General features: G+C 68.0%; 13 protein-coding genes. 4 read left to right on the top strand and 9 right to left on the bottom strand.

Annotated elements, in window-relative coordinates; genetic code table 11:
• Nucleotides 1-5 precede the first annotated feature (5 nt).
• The gene (locus LTL01_RS07635; RefSeq protein WP_236968062.1) at nucleotides 6-305 is read right to left on the bottom strand and encodes a helix-turn-helix transcriptional regulator; all 300 of its coding nucleotides are present in this window, start codon (nucleotides 303-305) and stop codon (nucleotides 6-8) included.
• Between the two features lie 106 nt (nucleotides 306-411).
• Here LTL01_RS07635 and LTL01_RS07630 point away from each other — a divergent pair, with 106 nt between their 5' ends.
• The 3 genes from LTL01_RS07630 to LTL01_RS07620 are packed head-to-tail and all read left to right on the top strand — an operon-like array spanning nucleotide 412 to nucleotide 4750.
• Nucleotides 412-1935 carry a proton-conducting transporter transmembrane domain-containing protein gene (locus LTL01_RS07630; protein WP_236968061.1) on the top strand — a complete coding sequence of 508 codons (1524 nt, stop codon included), beginning with the start codon at nucleotides 412-414 and terminating at the stop codon, nucleotides 1933-1935.
• Nucleotides 1932-4433 carry a DUF2309 domain-containing protein gene (locus LTL01_RS07625; RefSeq protein ID WP_236968060.1) on the top strand — a complete coding sequence of 834 codons (2502 nt, stop codon included), beginning with the start codon at nucleotides 1932-1934 and terminating at the stop codon, nucleotides 4431-4433. Before LTL01_RS07630 ends, LTL01_RS07625 begins: the two co-directional genes overlap by 4 nt.
• Entirely contained in the window at nucleotides 4433-4750 is a 318-nt protein-coding gene (locus LTL01_RS07620; RefSeq protein ID WP_053548601.1) for a P-II family nitrogen regulator, read from the top strand. The genes LTL01_RS07625 and LTL01_RS07620 overlap by 1 nt, the downstream gene beginning before the upstream one ends.
• 185 nt (nucleotides 4751-4935) lie before the next feature.
• Here the strand turns inward: LTL01_RS07620 and LTL01_RS07615 are convergent, their stop codons facing one another.
• From LTL01_RS07615 to LTL01_RS07580, 8 genes are all read right to left on the bottom strand, one after another.
• The gene (locus LTL01_RS07615; RefSeq protein ID WP_236968059.1) at nucleotides 4936-6171 is read right to left on the bottom strand and encodes a Gfo/Idh/MocA family protein; all 1236 of its coding nucleotides are present in this window, start codon (nucleotides 6169-6171) and stop codon (nucleotides 4936-4938) included.
• The gene (locus LTL01_RS07610; RefSeq protein ID WP_236968058.1) at nucleotides 6168-6986 is read right to left on the bottom strand and encodes an SDR family oxidoreductase; all 819 of its coding nucleotides are present in this window, start codon (nucleotides 6984-6986) and stop codon (nucleotides 6168-6170) included. The genes LTL01_RS07615 and LTL01_RS07610 overlap by 4 nt, the downstream gene beginning before the upstream one ends.
• Entirely contained in the window at nucleotides 6986-8719 is a 1734-nt protein-coding gene (locus tag LTL01_RS07605) for a GMC family oxidoreductase (RefSeq protein WP_236968057.1), read from the bottom strand. Before LTL01_RS07605 ends, LTL01_RS07610 begins: the two co-directional genes overlap by 1 nt.
• The gene (locus LTL01_RS07600) at nucleotides 8716-9264 is read right to left on the bottom strand and encodes a gluconate 2-dehydrogenase subunit 3 family protein (protein ID WP_236968056.1); all 549 of its coding nucleotides are present in this window, start codon (nucleotides 9262-9264) and stop codon (nucleotides 8716-8718) included. Before LTL01_RS07600 ends, LTL01_RS07605 begins: the two co-directional genes overlap by 4 nt.
• 24 nt (nucleotides 9265-9288) lie before the next feature.
• Entirely contained in the window at nucleotides 9289-10149 is an 861-nt protein-coding gene (locus tag LTL01_RS07595) for a sugar phosphate isomerase/epimerase family protein (protein ID WP_236968055.1), read from the bottom strand.
• Between the two features lie 72 nt (nucleotides 10150-10221).
• A complete protein-coding gene (locus LTL01_RS07590; protein ID WP_236968054.1) occupies nucleotides 10222-11286 on the bottom strand; it encodes a substrate-binding domain-containing protein in 1065 nt (354 codons plus the stop codon).
• A gap of 66 nt (nucleotides 11287-11352) precedes the next feature.
• Nucleotides 11353-12378: an ABC transporter permease gene (locus LTL01_RS07585; RefSeq protein ID WP_236968053.1), complete on the bottom strand. Its 1026-nt coding sequence runs from the start codon at nucleotides 12376-12378 to the stop codon at nucleotides 11353-11355.
• A 41-nt stretch (nucleotides 12379-12419) separates the two neighbouring features.
• Nucleotides 12420-13901: a sugar ABC transporter ATP-binding protein gene (locus tag LTL01_RS07580; RefSeq protein ID WP_236968052.1), complete on the bottom strand. Its 1482-nt coding sequence runs from the start codon at nucleotides 13899-13901 to the stop codon at nucleotides 12420-12422.
• A 145-nt stretch (nucleotides 13902-14046) separates the two neighbouring features.
• Here LTL01_RS07580 and LTL01_RS07575 point away from each other — a divergent pair, with 145 nt between their 5' ends.
• Nucleotides 14047-15312, top strand: coding sequence for an ROK family transcriptional regulator (locus LTL01_RS07575; RefSeq protein WP_236968051.1), 1266 nt, complete (start codon nucleotides 14047-14049; stop codon nucleotides 15310-15312).
• Nucleotides 15313-15314: the final 2 nt, after the last annotated feature.

The raw sequence follows: 15314 nt of genomic DNA, 5'->3' as shown, positions 1-15314 counted from the left end.
TACCGCTACGCCGCGCCGTCCGGGTCGACCGGCTCGGCAGCGAACGCCTCGAGGAGCTCGCCGATGTGGCGCCCCTTGTCGAGCGGATGCCGGAGCGGTCGGTCCGGGTTCAGCCGGTAGACGTTGCGCCGGCCGACCCGCTCACGGGAGAGGTAACCCTCGGCCTCCAGCTCGCCGACGATGCGGAGCGCGGCGCGCTCGGTCACGCCGACGAGGGTCGCGATGTCCTTCAGCAGGATCTCCGGATTCGCCGCCACGCACAGCAGCACGTGCGCGTGGTTGGTCAGGAAGGTCCACTGCGCCATCCGCTCAGCCTACCCGCGCGCCCTCTGAGACCGGATGGTGAAAACACGACTATCAAAACCTGCTATGTTTTTCGTGTTTTGAGTATCCGGTCATGAAAGGCGTCTGATGGAACTGGTGTTGATCGTCGTCGCGCTGGCCACACCGTGGGTCGGCGCGGTCCTGGCCGCCGCCCTTCGACCGGCCGGCCTCGGGGCGCGCGCCGCCGCGTGGGCCGCCGGCGGCGGAACGGTCGCCGCCGTCGCGGCCGGGCTCGCCGCGACCCTCGGCCTCACCTCCCCCGGCGGGCCCGCTGATGCGCTCGCCCACGTGATGCTGATCCTCGTGCTGGGCCTGAGCGCGCTCATCCAGGCGTACGCCCTGCGCTACCTCCGGGGCGATCTGCGGCAGCGGTGGTTCGCCGTGTGGGCCGGGGCGCTGACCGGCAGCACCGCGGCGCTCGTCACGGCGCAGACGGTGGTGGTCTTCACCCTCGCCTGGGTCGCCGCGGGCCTCTCGCTCGTCCTGCTGCTCGCCACCTACCGCTCACTGCCGCAGGCGCGCCAGGGCGTGCGGCGTGCGGCGTGGAGCTTCGCGCTCGCCGACACACCCCTCGTGATCGCGGCCGTCGTCCTGGTTGTCACGGCGGGCGGGGACGCCCGCCTCGACGACCTCGCCACCGTCGCGGCCGCCCTTCCGGACGCCACCGCGGTGATCCTCGCGCTCCTCGTGGTGATCGCCGCTCTCGGCCGCTCGGCGCAGATCCCCTTCCACCGCTGGCTGCCGGCCACGCTGTCGGCGCCGACGCCCGTCTCCGCGCTCCTGCACGCCGGGGTGGTGAACGCCGGCGCGATCCTGCTGATCCGGTTCTCGCCTCTGGTCGCCCCGGCGGCGGTGGCGATGGCGGTGGTCTTCGCTACCGGCGCGGCGACGCTCGTGTACGCCACGGTGCTCCGCCTGGTGAAGACCGACGTGAAGGGCCGGCTGGTCCATTCCACCGCGGGGCAGATGGGCTTCATGATGATGGCCGTCGGGCTCGGCGCCTTCGCCGCGGCGGTGTTCCACCTCGTCGCGCACGGTCTGTACAAGTCGACCCTGTTCCTCTCCGCCGGCACCGGTGTGGCCGCGGGTGCCGAGAAGCGCGCGTGGCCGGCCCCGTCCCCCGCATCCGCGAAGACCACCACCGCGGCCGTCCTCATCGGCTCCGCGCTGACGATCGGCGTCCTGGCCGTCGGCAAGGCCGTGATCGCTCCCGCGACGACCCCGGTGAGCCTCGCCCTGCTCGCCTTCCTCGCGTGCACCGCGATCGTCGCGGTCGCCGCGGGACTCCGGAGACGGATGTCGCTGCGCACCGTCGCCGCGGCGGCCGTGGTCGTCGCGGCCCTCGGTCTGTCGTACATCGCCGCCGTCGGCTGGTTCGAGCAGCTGATCCCCACCCCGACCGGGACGCAGGCGCCGTCGCCGTGGCTGCTGGTCATCCCCGCGGCGCTCCTCATGGCCATCGAGCTGATGAGTCGCTCACCGCGGTTCGCCCCGGCCCTCTCGTCCGCGGTGTACGCCCGCGCCCTCGCGGCATCCACCGTCCCCACCCCCGACCCGGGCGGCGCGACCCGCCCGCGCACCCCGTCACTCACGAAGGAGGTCGCACGATGACCCTGCTCGTCCAGGCGCAGGTGGCGCAGGCTGCCCGCGACACCGTCGCCGGTTGGCCCATCGCGTCGTTCATCGCCACGAACCCGCTCGCGCCGTACGAGGCGACGCGCTTCGATCACGCGGCGGCGCGCGGCACGCATCTCACCCTGCCCGTCGAGGCGTACCGCGCCGCGTTCGCTTCCGGACGCATCACGCGCGACGACCTCGTCCTGGCCCTCCGGGCACGCGGAGCAGAGCTGCGGGAGGTACCCCCGTTCACCGGCGCCCTCGCCCATCTCTCGCCCGACGACGTCCTGATCGAGGACATGCTCCACGCCGACGCCCCACCCGCGCCGGCGCCAGCCACCCCGACCGACCCGGTCGCCGACCTCGTCGTCCCGTGGCTCGCCGCCTTCCTCGACCCCGACCCGCAGTGGCAGCTCCCCGAGCGCGACCGGGGCTTCTATGCCGCGTGGCGCGCACTCGCGACTCACGACCCGCGGATGTCGCGGCCCGCGCGGCGCCGGCTTCGGGATGCCCCCGAGCAGGCCTCGGCGGCGATCGCCGCATGCTTCACCGCGTGGGGCACGCACGACGCCGACCGCGTCGCGCTCCTGAAGGCCGAGCTCGCCGCCCTCCCCGGATGGACGGGCTACCTGAAGTGGCGCGGCGAGCACGACGGCGACATCGACCTCACCGAGTACCTCGCGGTGCGGCTCACCGTCCGCCTCCTCCTCGACCTCCCCCCGATTGAGGCCCAGCTCGACGCCGACCCCGACGCCGCCACGACCGCGCCCACGCCGACGCCCGGCGCCGAGGTCCACGCCCGCGCCGGGCGCCTCGCCGACACGCTCGCCCCCGAGGCGGCACCCGCCGATGTCGCGACGCTCGCGCGGCTGCTCGCCCTGCATCCGCTCGCCGATCACCCGTTCACGTGGCAGGCGGCGTACGAGGGCCACTACCGCCGCGACGTCCTTGCGTCGCTGACACCGCACCCCCTCGCGCCCACCGCCCCGCATACGCAGGTGGTGCTGTGCATCGACCCGCGGTCCGAGGGACTCCGGCGGCACCTCGAGACGGATGCCGGCATCGAGACGTTCGGGTTCGCCGGGTTCTTCGGCGTCCCGGTCCGCTTCGCGACGTATGAGGGTCGCGGCTCGATCGACTCGCTCCCGGCGCTGCTGCAGCCGAAGCACGCCGTCACGGAGGAGCCCGCGGATGCCGACCGGGCGCGCGCCCGCACGCGCGGCCTCCGGGCGCTGGATGCCGCATCCCACTCGCTGCACGTGACCGAGAACGCCACGGCGACCCCGTTCGCGCTCGCGGAGGCGACGGGGTTCCTGTTCGGGGTGTCGTCGGTGGTCCGCACCCTCGCCCCGACGCTGCATCACACGCTGACCCGCCGGTGGCGCGACCGCATCGCCCCGCCTGTCGACTCGCGCGTCACGATCGCGGCGGCGGTCACCGTCGAGGAGCGCGCGACGCTCGCCGAGGCGGGGCTCCGGATGATGGGGCTCGGGCGGTTCGCGCCGCTGGTCGTCCTCGCCGGGCACGGCTCGGTCAGCACGAACAACCTTTACCAGGCAGCGTTCGACTGCGGTGCGTGCGGCGGCAACCCGGGGGCGGTGAACGCCCGGGCCGCGGCCGAGATCTTCAACGACCCCGAGGTGCGCGAGATCCTCGCCACGCGGGGCCTCGAGATCCCCGCCGGCACCCACTTCGTCGCGGCCCTCCACGACACCGTCGCCGACCGCGTCACGATCCTCGATCGGCACCTCATTCCCGACACGCACGCGACCCTCGTCGACGACTTCACCACCCGGGCGGATGCCGCGGCCGATGGCCTCGTCCGCGAGCGCGCCGCCGACCTTCCCGGTGCCGACCCGATGGACTCGCTCGCGAAGCTCCGGGCGCGCGCCCACGACTGGGCGGAGGTGTATCCCGAGCTCGGTCTCGCCGGGAACGCGGCGATGATCATCGGCCCGCGCGAGATGACCCAGAGCGCGAACCTGCGCCGGCGGGTTTTCCTGCACTCGTACGACGCCGCCCTCGACCCGGAAGGCACGGGGCTCGAGACGATCCTCACCGCCCCGGTCGTCGTCGCCCAGTGGATCAACCACCAGTACTACTTCTCGACCCTCAACCCCGACACCCTGGGTGCGGGCACGAAGACGATCCACAACGCCATCGGCGGCATCGGTGTGCTCGCCGGGCACAGCGGCGACCTGCGGCGCGGGCTCCCCCGCCAGTCCGTCGCCGTGGGCGACGAGCTGCTGCACGAGCCGCTCCGCCTGAGCGTCATCGTCCAGGCGCCGATCGACCGGGTGTCGGCGATCGTGTCGGGCAACCAGGTGCTCCGCGACCTGTTCGACAACGAGTGGATCAGCCTCACCGCGCGCTCCACCGCCGATGACCCCTGGCGGACCTACACCGCCCTCGGCTGGGCGCCCACGCCCACCACGACACCGGACCCAACCCCTACCGCGACCCCCACCCTCACGAGAACGGAGACCCCGTGATGCACGGACTCACCAAGATGATCAAAGTCGAGATCGTCGTGCCCGGAAAGGATGCCGCCCCCATCCGATCGCTGATCACCGCGTCCGGCGCGACGGGCTACACCGCGGTGTCCGGAGTGTCGGGCCTCGGCCATCACGGCCCGCACTCGGGCGCGCTGCTGTTCAACGACTACGACACCCTCACGATGCTGATCACCGTCCTCCCGCCCGAGCGCGCGGACGACCTGATCGGCGCGGCGAAGGAGCTCCTCACCACCCGGAGCGGGGTGATGTTCGTCACCGAGACCTTCGTGAGCAGGCCCGAGTACTTCCAGTGACGGCGTCGCCGTACCGCGGGGAGGTCATCGCCTTCGCCACGATGCACGGCAAGGAGCATCTCGCGCGCGACGCGATCCACGACGTGCTCGGTGCGCGTGTCGTCGCGCCGGCCGGGCTCGACACCGACGCGTTCGGCAGCTTCTCCGGAGAGGTTCCGCGAACGCGGAGCGTGCTCGAGACCAACTTACCGCTGTGGAACGACCTCAGTCTCGCCCTCCCAGGCCGGTTCGCGTCCCTCGTCGAGAGCCACGTCGAACGGCTTCTGATCGCTCAGCGTCCACTCCGGCAGGTAGGTCTTCTGGCCTCCGTTGATGGCCGACTCGTGGGACAGGATGCCCGCACACGTGATGTTCGCCGCCTGCACCGCGTTGGGGAACACCTCCCCCTCACCGGCGACCGCCATCAGCAGCGCGTGGGCGAGATGCGGGTGCGATCCCCCGTGCCCGCCGCCCTGCACGAACGACCGGTGCTCCGACTCCCCCTCATCGGTGTAGACGCCCGCGGTCGTGAACGACTGGATCTCGGCGGGCAGCCGGCTCGCGAAGTCGGGCACCTCGACCCGCTCCGCACGCTCGCCGAGGTAGACCACGTGCGCGCCGTCCTCCGTCTGCGACCACTCGAAGGAACGGATCGCACCGTACGCGTCGAAGCTCTCTCGGTACTCCCGGGCGACGGCCCACAGATGCCGGGTGACCTCCGCGCCCAGATCGGCGTCGAGGAACTTGATGTGGGTCGACTCGATCGCGAACGGCGATCCGTAGGCGGACTTCATCCGCTCGAACACCGAGCCCGACCCGAGCGCCTGAACGTACTCGGCCTGGTGGCGGCCGAGTGCGAGCGTGGGGCTGATCGCGTGCGTCGCGTTGTACATCGGCGGCATGCCGTCCCAGTAGGACGGCCACCCGGTCATGTCCTGGTGGTGCGAGGCGCGCAGGAACTGGAGCTTGCCGAGCGCGCCGGAGCGATAGAGGTCCTGGACGAAGAGGAATTCACGGCTGTACACCGTCGTCTCCATCATCATGTAGGTCAGGCCCGTGCGACGCTGGGCGTCGACGATGCGCTTGCAGTCTTCGACGGAGATCGCCATGGGAATGGTGCAGCCGACGTGCTTGCCCGCCTCCAGCGCCGCGACGACATGGTCGGCATGGAACTGCAATGGGGTGTTGATGTGGATGATGTCGATGGATGCGTCGGCCAGCATCCGGTCGTAATCGGTGTAGCGCACCTCCACGCCGTAGCGGTCACCGACCTCGTCGAGCTTCGATTGCGTGCGCTGGCAGATGGCGTACATCTCGGCATTCGGGTGACGCTGGTAGATGGGGATAAACTCCGCACCGAATTCCAGTCCCACGATGCCCACTCGGTACACGTCCTTGATGGCCATGTTCTCGTCCTTTCCTGCTCCGACGGAGCTGCTCACTTCTTCGTTTCTCCCGCGTCGACGGTCATCGCGAGCCCGGTGACGCGGCGTGCCTCGTCCGACAGCAACCAGGTGACCGCTGCCGTGACGTCGTCGATCTCGACGTTCCGCGCGATCAGCTGCCGCTCGCGAAACCCGCTCAGTAGTTCCTCGCGTGGTATTCCGTTCAGCTCGACCATCGCGGTCGTCATGTCCGTGTCGACCCCGGCGGGGTGAACGGAGTTGCAGCGGATGCCGTAGGGTCCGAGTTCCGCGGCGAGCGCTTCCGCCAATCCCACGAGACCGGCTTTGGCCGCCACATAGTGGCTGAGTCCGGGCACCGCCCTGATCGCGACCCCCGAGCCAATGAGGACGACGGATGCGGTCTCGGCTCTCTGCAGCAGATGGGGCACGACCGCACGACAGGTGTAGAAGGCCCCCGAGAGAGTGACGTCGATCATCGTGCGCCAGTTCTCGACGGGGAGCTCCCACACGTTGTGGAACCCGTCCGTGATGCCCGCGTTCACCACGAGGTGGTCGATCCCGCCGAGCCTCTCGGCGGCGGCATCGGCGGCCGCTTGAAGCCCCGCCGGATCGCGCACGTCGACCTCGAACACCGCGGCGGAGCGACCGATCGCGCGCACCTCCGCGGCCACGGCAGCGAGATCGGCGCTTGTCGCGGTCGGATAAGGCGGGTGATCGATCGCCCCGGCACCTCCCAGGTCGACGAGTGCGAGATCCGCTCCCTCGCGGGCGAGCCGAAGCGCGTGGCTGCGACCCTGCCCGCGACCCGCGCCCGTCACGAACGCGACCCGGCCGCTGAAGCGGTCGCCCACTATGCGACCATCGGCGTCGAGCTGGCGAGCCGGAGGCCGTTGGAGGCGAGCAGGTTTTCGGCGCTCAGGTATGCGAGTGCCTGCACGGTCTGGTTCGGGTTGTACCCGCCGTAGCTGACGAACTGGCCCCCGCCGACGGCGAACAGGCCGCGGCACTCGTGGACCTCGCCGTAGACGTTCGTCACCGATGTCGCGGGGTCGAGGCCCATCCGATGCACCCCCACATCGTGAGTCGACAGGTGGTAGGGCGGCCGCGGCGAGTCCATCCAGTACTCCGTCGCACCCATCTCTTTCGCGATGCGCTCCTTGTACCGACCCATCAGGGTCACCGAGTTGGCGTCGTGATCCTCCCAATCGTGAGTGATGCGCAGTGCCGGCTGACCCCAGCGGTCCTTGACCACCGGGTCCAGGTCGGCGTAGTGGCGCGCATAGGGGAAGTTGGTCGTCTGCGAGTACATGCGGTGCATGTGACGGTACTTGTCCCGCATCCAGTGCTTGAACTCGAGGCCGAACTTCGCGACGCCCGGGTTCATGTTGTGGTATGCCTCGATAGGCTGAAGATCACCGGTGACGCTGATGATCGGCGATCCCCAGAGCACGCCGAGATCGTTGTCGGGGACGAGCTCGGAGGTGTAGTCGTCGATCGCGCTGGATGCGTTGAAGGTCCCCATGAACGGGTTGGTGACCTCCGGGAGCACCGAGGTGAACCAGCCGAAGTTGTGCGTCATGAAGTGCTGACCCACCTGACCGTTCGCATTGATGCCCGAGATGAGCATCAGCCGAACGTTCTCGAGCGCATACGCCGTCAGCACGACGGTTTTCGAGAACACGTCATGCGTCTCACCGAGCGCGTCGACGTAGGTCACCCCGCGCACTTCGCGCCCGTCGGGAGAGCGGTTGATGCGCAGCACCCGGCTGCGCGCGCGAAGCTCGAGGTTGCCCGTGGCCTTGGCCGCGGGCACCGACGTCACCTGTGTCGTGGACTTCGCCTTCACATGGCACGGGAAGCCATGGCAGAACCCGCAGTTCACGCAGGCCGGACGACCCCGATACTCCTCGGAGTTGATGGCGAGGGGCTGACGGAACGGATGCAGACCGAGGCGCTTCGTCGCTGCCACCCACGGCACATCTCCCGGCCCCTGCGCGACCGGCGGCATCGGGTAGTCGCGCTCACGTGGCGGATCGAAGGGGTTTCCGCCCTCCTGGAGCACGCCGCCGACGTTCCCTGCCCGTCCGGAAAGGCCCTGCTCCTGCTCGACCCGCTCGTAGTATGGCTCGAGGTCGGCGTAGCTGATCGGCCAGTCCGCGAGCGAGGACCCCTCCGGCAGCGCGGCCTCACCGAACCTCTCCGCGATCGCCGACCGCATCCGAAAATCCGCCTCCCGGAACCGGTACGCGGCGCATCCCCAGTGCAGGGTCCCGCCCCCCGTGCCGATCGAAGGCAGCCCGTAGAGCGGCTCGTCGGTCCCGAGCGCGCCCGCCGACCACGGCAGCACTCGCGCGGTCGACGACTCGTTCGAACGCCACGTCACAGGATCGACGTTCACGCCGGCCACGATCGCCCCGCGCTGGTAGTACCGCAGTTCGTCCTGCTTGACCATGAAGTCCTCCTGCGTATAGTCAGGACCCTTCTCGAGTGCCAGCACGTGCGCACCAGCCTTGGTCAGCTGCTCGGCGATGATTCCTCCAGCCGAGCCCATTCCGACGATGATCGCGTCGTATTCCGCTCTCATTTCATACTTCCAATCCGGGCGTAAAGATCTTTCACCGTGAGGATGGGGATGCTCGACGAATCGACCCCCGGGCGCATCTGCTCGGGCGTGTAGCCCCACTGCGCCCCGGGGAATCCCACCAGCTTCCAACCAACGACGTCGCGATTGCCGCCGTAGGCCGGATCACCGAAGAACCCCTGGACGGTGTGTTCACGGACGATGCGGTAGAACTGCCCCAAGAAGGCGTCCGGTCTAGCGCCGCTGAGCTCGTCGAGCTCTGCGATGACCGCGAGCTGCTGCTCGCCGTCGAGGTCGAGATATGTGGCTCCCGCGGTCTCCACGGCGAACGCCTCGAACTCCGCGAGCCCCTCGCGGTAGACCGGCTGAAGGTCGCGCATGAATCCCGACAACGCACGGTCGATGTACTCCGTGACCCCGGCTTCCCGCGCCCCCGGCGACCCCTCCTCGGAGGGGATGATCTGGCCGACGATCGCGTCGATGGTCGCGGCTTCCCGCGGATTCAGGAAGAGAAGGGCGAAGTCGGGGTGAAACGTCGACCCGGTCATCATCACTGCCTTTCGTCGTTCGGACTACGCGCTGGGGTTCGCGCGGGCTGCCAGCTTCTGCTCGACGAGCGGACGCAAGTACTCGATGGAGGTACGCGCGTCCTCGTCGGGCTCGATGCCACGGCGGTGGAATCCGGTCTCCATCGTCAGGAACCCGTCGAACTTCACATCGATCAGTGCGTCGATCAGAGACGGGAAGTCGCCCACACCAGACCCGGGGGGAAGCCGGTCGTTGTCGGAGATGTGGATGTGCTTGAGGTTCTCGCCCATCTTGTAGGCGTAGTCGCTCAAGACCTCCTTGTTGTACATGATGTGGAAGGTGTCGAACATGAGCTTCACGTTGGGGCGGTTGACGTCTTCCATCAGCTCGATCGCATCGTCGGCGCTCATGCACAGGTTGGTGTCGTGCGAGGTCGGCTCGATCACGAGCGTCACCCCGGTGTGCGCGATCGCGTCGGCGACCTCGGTGAGAACCTCGCGGCTCCACTTCCAGGCCTGACGACGCGTGGTGCCGAAGATGATCCAGCCGGGCAGGTAGATGAGGGTCTTGCCGCCCCATTGCGCGGTGATCTCGGCAAGCTCCTTGTAGTGCTCCACCGTCGCGCGGCGTTCTTCGATGTAGGGCGAGGCGGGGTTGTTCCCGGGCCCTCCGGAGGGAGCCGGCAGCATGCTGGAGAGCTGGAGGCCGTGCTCGTCGAGGAGTTCCCGCACCTGCTTGCGCCGGTCTGCGCCGAGGTGCGGAGGGTAGGCGTGCGGCGCAGCGGCGCCGATCTCGATTCCGTCGTAGCCGAGTCCCGCGATGCGCTTGATCGTCTCGTCGAGGGTGTATGCCGGAACCCAGACGAAGAAGCTGGAGTAGGCCCAGGTGTTGTAGGAGATCTTCATTGCGTGTGTCCTTTCAAGGTCAGGAAGAAAAGTGGGGCCGGGCACTCACCGGCGTACCCGGCCCCGGGCCGATCACTGGGGAGCGCGCCCCATGTACTCGTCGACGTTCTCGGCGTTGATGAGGGTCGAGTCGAGCACGATGCGCTCGTCGATGGGCTCGCCGGCGCACAGCTTCGCGGCGGCGATGACCGACTCCTTCACGACGAGCGGGTATCCGACCGTCGCCGCGTACTCCCCCGCCTGGACGAGGTCGAGGGCGCCCGACTCGCCGTCGATCCCGTAGACGCTGATCTCGCCCTCTCGACCGGCCTCCTTGATGGCCTGGATGGCGCCGAAGGACATCTGGTCGTTGTGCGTGTAGACGGCGTCAATCTCGCCGGATCCGAAACGCTGGAGGAAGTCCTCCATCACCTGCAGACCCTCGGCGCGATCGTAGTTCGCCGTCTGAGTAGCGATGATCTCGACGTCCGAGCCCTCGAGGGCCTGTCGGAATCCATCGCCGCGATCGATCGTCGGCGATGCGCCCAGGCTGCCCGCGAGCTCGACGACGTTCGCGCCGTCGGGGAAGTCGGCGACGATGGCCTCGCCGCTCACGATCCCGGCCTCGACGTTGTCGGACCCGATGTAGGTCGAGACCTCGGTGTCGACGGCACGATCGGCCGCGATCACCTGGATGCCGGCAGCGGTCGCTCGATCGACGGCACCGGCCAAGGCCGCGGCGTCCTGCGGGGAGATGATCAGCACGTCGATGCCCTGAGCGATCATGTCATCGACCTGACCGGACTGGACCGTGGAATCCCCCTGACCGTCACTCACGGTGACGTTCATGCCGGGGAAGAATGCCTCCGCGAACTCGGGGATCTGCTGTGTCGACTTCGCGCCGTACGGGAAGGAGGCGCTACTCCACGAGACGCCGACGGAACAGTCGATCGACGCGGGGTCCACCTCGAGCGCGAGCTGCTCCTGGCACTCATCGCCGCAGTAGATACTCGGAGCGAGTTCGTCACCGACTGCCTCATTCTCCGATGTGGTTCCTGCAGACCCGGTCGACGTGCAACCCGCGGTCATCAGGGCGATGGAACCGATGGCCGCCGCCAGGACGAGCCGACTTCCTCTGTTCTTTCTCAGGGCGTGCATCGTTGCACCTTTCTTCTTGGTGGTGGTGGGGATCTTCTGATGAGCCCGGGGCACAGGGATGCTTTGCTACGTGCCTGCCATGGCGCCGCGCGTGTCGCCTGAACCGGACTGAGGGGAGGCCGGCTTCGCTCCCGATTTCGGCGCGGACGGCTTCCTCTCGCTCAGTCGTCGTCTCGTCGCCTGCACCGCGACGAGCACCGCGATGACGATGACGACGCCCTTGACGATCTGCTGGTCGAAGGGCGAGATGCCGATCAGGTTCATGACGTTCGAGAGCACTGCGAGCAAGAGCGCGCCGAACACCGTCCCGACAGCGCCGCCGGTGCCGCCCATCAGGCTGGTTCCGCCGATGACGACCGCGGTGATGGCGTCGAGGTTCGCAAGGCTGCCCGCGGTGGGGTCGCCGACGCCGAGTCGTGAGGCTGTCATCACTCCGGCGAGACCCGCGCAGAGGCCGCTGATCGCGTAGGCCATGACCAGCGTGCGCTTGGTGCGTACGCCCGAGAGACGTGCAGCTTCGAGGCTTCCGCCAATTGCGTAGATGTAGCGACCGAAGGAGAGATAGCGGAGCACCAGGATGCCGACGATCGCGACGATGACGAACACGAGGAAGGGGCCGGGAATCCCGAGCACGTTTCCGCTTCCGATGACCCGGAAGATCTCGGCGGCGTTGTTGAATTGCTGGGGTCCCCCGTTGGTCAGGCGCAGCGACAATCCCTGGATGGCAACCATCGTCGCCAACGTCATGATGAAGGGTTGGATGCCCAGAACCGCGACGCCGATCCCGTTCAGGATGCCGACGCCGACACCGACGAGCAACGCGACGATCATGGCGAGGGGAACGACCATTCCGTTGTTGATCAAGATGGCGGTCGTGACACCCGAGAGCGCCAGGATCGATCCGACGCTGAGGTCGATCCCGCCGGTGAGGATGACGAACGTCATCCCGATCGCAATCACTCCGACGATGGCCGACTGGCGGCCGACGTTCAGGAGGTTGTTGGGCTGGAAGAAGGCCGGGACGAAGACCGCGACGAGCACGATGATCCCGATGAAGATCACGATGGGGAGCCAGTTTCCGCGCACCTTCATCGACAGAGAATTCAAGGCGCCGTTGCCTGCTGTAAACGTGCTCATCGGTTTCCTCCCACTGCGTGGAACATGATCTCTTCTTCGGTTGCGCTTGCGCCGTCGAGCTCGGCCGCAATCCCGCCGTGATACATCACGAGGATCCGGTGACTCAGCGCCAGCACCTCGGGCAGCTCCGAGGAGATGACGATCACCGCACGACCCTGTTCGCAAAGAGTCTGGATGAGCTCGTAGATCTCCTGTTTCGCACCGATGTCGATCCCGCGTGTCGGCTCGTCGAGGATGAGCACGTCGGCCCCCGCCTCCAGCCACTTCGCAAGCACGACCTTCTGCTGGTTGCCCCCGGACAGGGTGCCGACCGGTGCGCCGACGTCGCCGGCCTTGATACGCAGCTTCGTGACGTACTCGGCGGCGGTGCGGCGATCAGCCGCGGGGCGAGACCGCGCGGCTCCGCGCTTGAGCATTCGCACGATCGGGATGTTGGCGGCGGTGGAGAGCGCGATGAACAGGCCCTGACTCTTCCGCTCCTCCGGGACCAGCCCGATCCCGGCACGGATCGCCCGAAGGGGGCTGTTGATCGTGGTCTTGGTACCGGCGACAGCGACGGTGCCGCTCGTGATGGCGTCCGCGCCGTAGATGGCGCGCGCGAGCTCGGTGCGTCCCGCGCCGCGCAGGCCCGCGATGCCCAGCACCTCCCCCGCACGGACGGAGAACGAGATGTCATCGAGCACGCCCGCGCGCGAGAGGTTCTTCACCTCCAGCGCTACTTCGCCGAAGGTCTGATTGACCGCACGAGGCGCCCGGGTGAACTCCCGTCCGACCATCTTCGAGACGAGGTCGTCATGGTCGGTCTCAGAGATCTTTCCGGCGCCGGTAAGCGTCCCGTCCTTCAGCACGACGTAGCGGTCGGCAAGGCCAAAGACCTCCTCGAGGCGGTGCGAGACGAAGATGACGCTCACCCCGCGCTCTTTCAGACCGTGGACGAGCGCGAGAAGATGGTCGACGTCCTCGCCTCCGAGAACCGCAGTGGGCTCGTCGAGGATCACGATCTGCGCGCGCCTGTGGAGCGCCTTCGCAATCTCGAGCATCTGCTTCTCCGCGATGCCAAGCTGACGCACCTTCATGGTGACGTCGACGGCCAGTCCGAGATCGCTCAGGAACGCGGCGGCCTCCTTGTTGGCCGCCCGCCAGTTGATAATCCCCTTTCCGGGGTACGCGCCGAAGAGGAGGTTCTCGGCGACCGAGAGGTCGGGGAAGAGGCTGAGCTCCTGGTAGACGGTCGCGATGCCGAGGTCCTCGGCGGCTGCGGGGCCGTTGATCGTCGCGCGTCGTCCGTTGACGAAGATCTCGCCGGCGTCCGGAGCGTGGGCTCCCGAGAGGATGCGGATCAGCGTCGACTTGCCGGCTCCGTTCTCACCGATCAGAGCGACGACCTGCCCGGGCTCGATCCCGAAGCTCACGTCGTCCAGTGCCTGGACTCCCAGGAAGTGCTTCGAGAGCCCCTTCACCTCGAGTCTGAGCGTCATCGTCGACCTCTTTCGTTCGGCAGTCGTCTGTGGCTGTCTTGCTGACTTTGATCTACCGTAGATAAGGTCACAAACAGAAAAAAGACGCCCGAATTATTTTGTTTTCTGCATAAATCGGGACCAGTGAAGGGTCGATTCCACGCCAATGGGAACACTGTGGACAGAAGTTCAGCTTCTGAAGCCGGACCGCAACCTCGCACCCGATGCCCATGCCGCCCGCAGCGTCATCGCGCGGATGATCGCCGACGGCGGACTTGTGAGCCGGCGGGAGATCGTGAAGGTGACGGGACTTGCGCGGTCGACGATCGACGGCCACCTGGGCGTTCTGCTCGAGAACGGCCTCATCGAGGACGGCGGTCTCGGCGGGAGCAATCTCCGGGGCCGTCCCGCGCAGGTCTTCAAGGTCAGTGCGGCCAGGGGCGTCGTACTGGTGGCCGACGTCTCGATCGAGGTGACCCGCCTGGCGCTGACCACCCTCGACAAGGTGGTGGTCGAGCGGCGCGACATCGACATGCACGTCGAGGTGGGGCCCACGGTGCTGCTCGGCGCCATCTGCGACGCCTTCGCCGAGATGCTCCATGCGAACTCGCTCGCCGCGGACGATGCCCTGGCGATATCCGTCGGACTCCCCGGGCCGGTGGACTCGCATCTCGGCTTCGCCGTCCGCCCTCCGCTCATGCCGGGGTGGGACGGCTTCAGCGTCTGCAAGTTCATGGCGGAACGCTTCGTCTGCGACGTCATCGTCGACAACGACGTCAACCTCATGGCGCTGGGCGAGGCACGCGCCTACGGCGGCGCCCACCTCCCCCTGTTGATGATCAACATCAGCACGGGAGTCGGCGCCGGTTTTGTCAGCGAGAGCGGCCTGCTGCTGCACGGGGCGGATGGTGCGGCCGCTGACATCGGGCACATCCAGATGCGCGACATGAGCGACGTGCTCTGCAGCTGCGGGAACCGCGGGTGCCTCGAAGCGATCGCGTCGGTCGGGGCAATGGCAGATCGCGTATCGAAGACGCTTGGCACTCCCATCGACTCCAAGGAACTCATCAGCAGACTCGTGCTCGGCGACGCCACGACCGTGAGCGTCGTGCGCGAGACCGCCGCGACCCTCGGGCGCGCGATCGCCGACCTTGTGAACTTCTGCAATCCGGCTCGGATCGTGATCGGGGGCGATGTCACGGAGTGCACGGAGGACGTGCTCTCGCAGATTCGAAGCGTCGTCTACCAACAGGCGCAGCCACTGGCAACCCGGAACCTCTCCGTCACGCACAGTTCGCTGGGAAACGAGGCCGGCCTCATCGGCGGAATGGTCTCGGGTATCGAGCAGGTGCTCTCACCGCGCGGGATCCAGTACCTCACGCGTCCGGCTGACTCCACGATGCTTCCCCTCGGACTGCAGATCGGAGCATAGGC

The sequence above is a fragment of the Microbacterium aurantiacum genome (assembly GCF_021654035.1).
In the GTDB taxonomy this organism is placed as follows: Bacteria; Actinomycetota; Actinomycetes; order Actinomycetales; family Microbacteriaceae; genus Microbacterium; species Microbacterium aurantiacum.
This window is presented reverse-complemented; position numbering and strand designations above follow the sequence as displayed.

Coding starts and splice junctions, on each gene's coding strand:
- LTL01_RS07635 (WP_236968062.1), bottom strand. CDS start 305: ATGGCGCAGTGGACCTTCCTGACCAACCACGCGCACGTGCTGCTGTGC.
- LTL01_RS07630 (WP_236968061.1), top strand. CDS start 412: ATGGAACTGGTGTTGATCGTCGTCGCGCTGGCCACACCGTGGGTCGGC.
- LTL01_RS07625 (WP_236968060.1), top strand. CDS start 1,932: ATGACCCTGCTCGTCCAGGCGCAGGTGGCGCAGGCTGCCCGCGACACC.
- LTL01_RS07620 (WP_053548601.1), top strand. CDS start 4,433: ATGCACGGACTCACCAAGATGATCAAAGTCGAGATCGTCGTGCCCGGA.
- LTL01_RS07605 (WP_236968057.1), bottom strand. CDS start 8,719: ATGAGAGCGGAATACGACGCGATCATCGTCGGAATGGGCTCGGCTGGA.
- LTL01_RS07600 (WP_236968056.1), bottom strand. CDS start 9,264: ATGACCGGGTCGACGTTTCACCCCGACTTCGCCCTTCTCTTCCTGAAT.
- LTL01_RS07595 (WP_236968055.1), bottom strand. CDS start 10,149: ATGAAGATCTCCTACAACACCTGGGCCTACTCCAGCTTCTTCGTCTGG.
- LTL01_RS07590 (WP_236968054.1), bottom strand. CDS start 11,286: ATGCACGCCCTGAGAAAGAACAGAGGAAGTCGGCTCGTCCTGGCGGCG.
- LTL01_RS07585 (WP_236968053.1), bottom strand. CDS start 12,378: ATGAAGGTGCGCGGAAACTGGCTCCCCATCGTGATCTTCATCGGGATC.
- LTL01_RS07580 (WP_236968052.1), bottom strand. CDS start 13,901: ATGACGCTCAGACTCGAGGTGAAGGGGCTCTCGAAGCACTTCCTGGGA.
- LTL01_RS07575 (WP_236968051.1), top strand. CDS start 14,047: ATGGGAACACTGTGGACAGAAGTTCAGCTTCTGAAGCCGGACCGCAAC.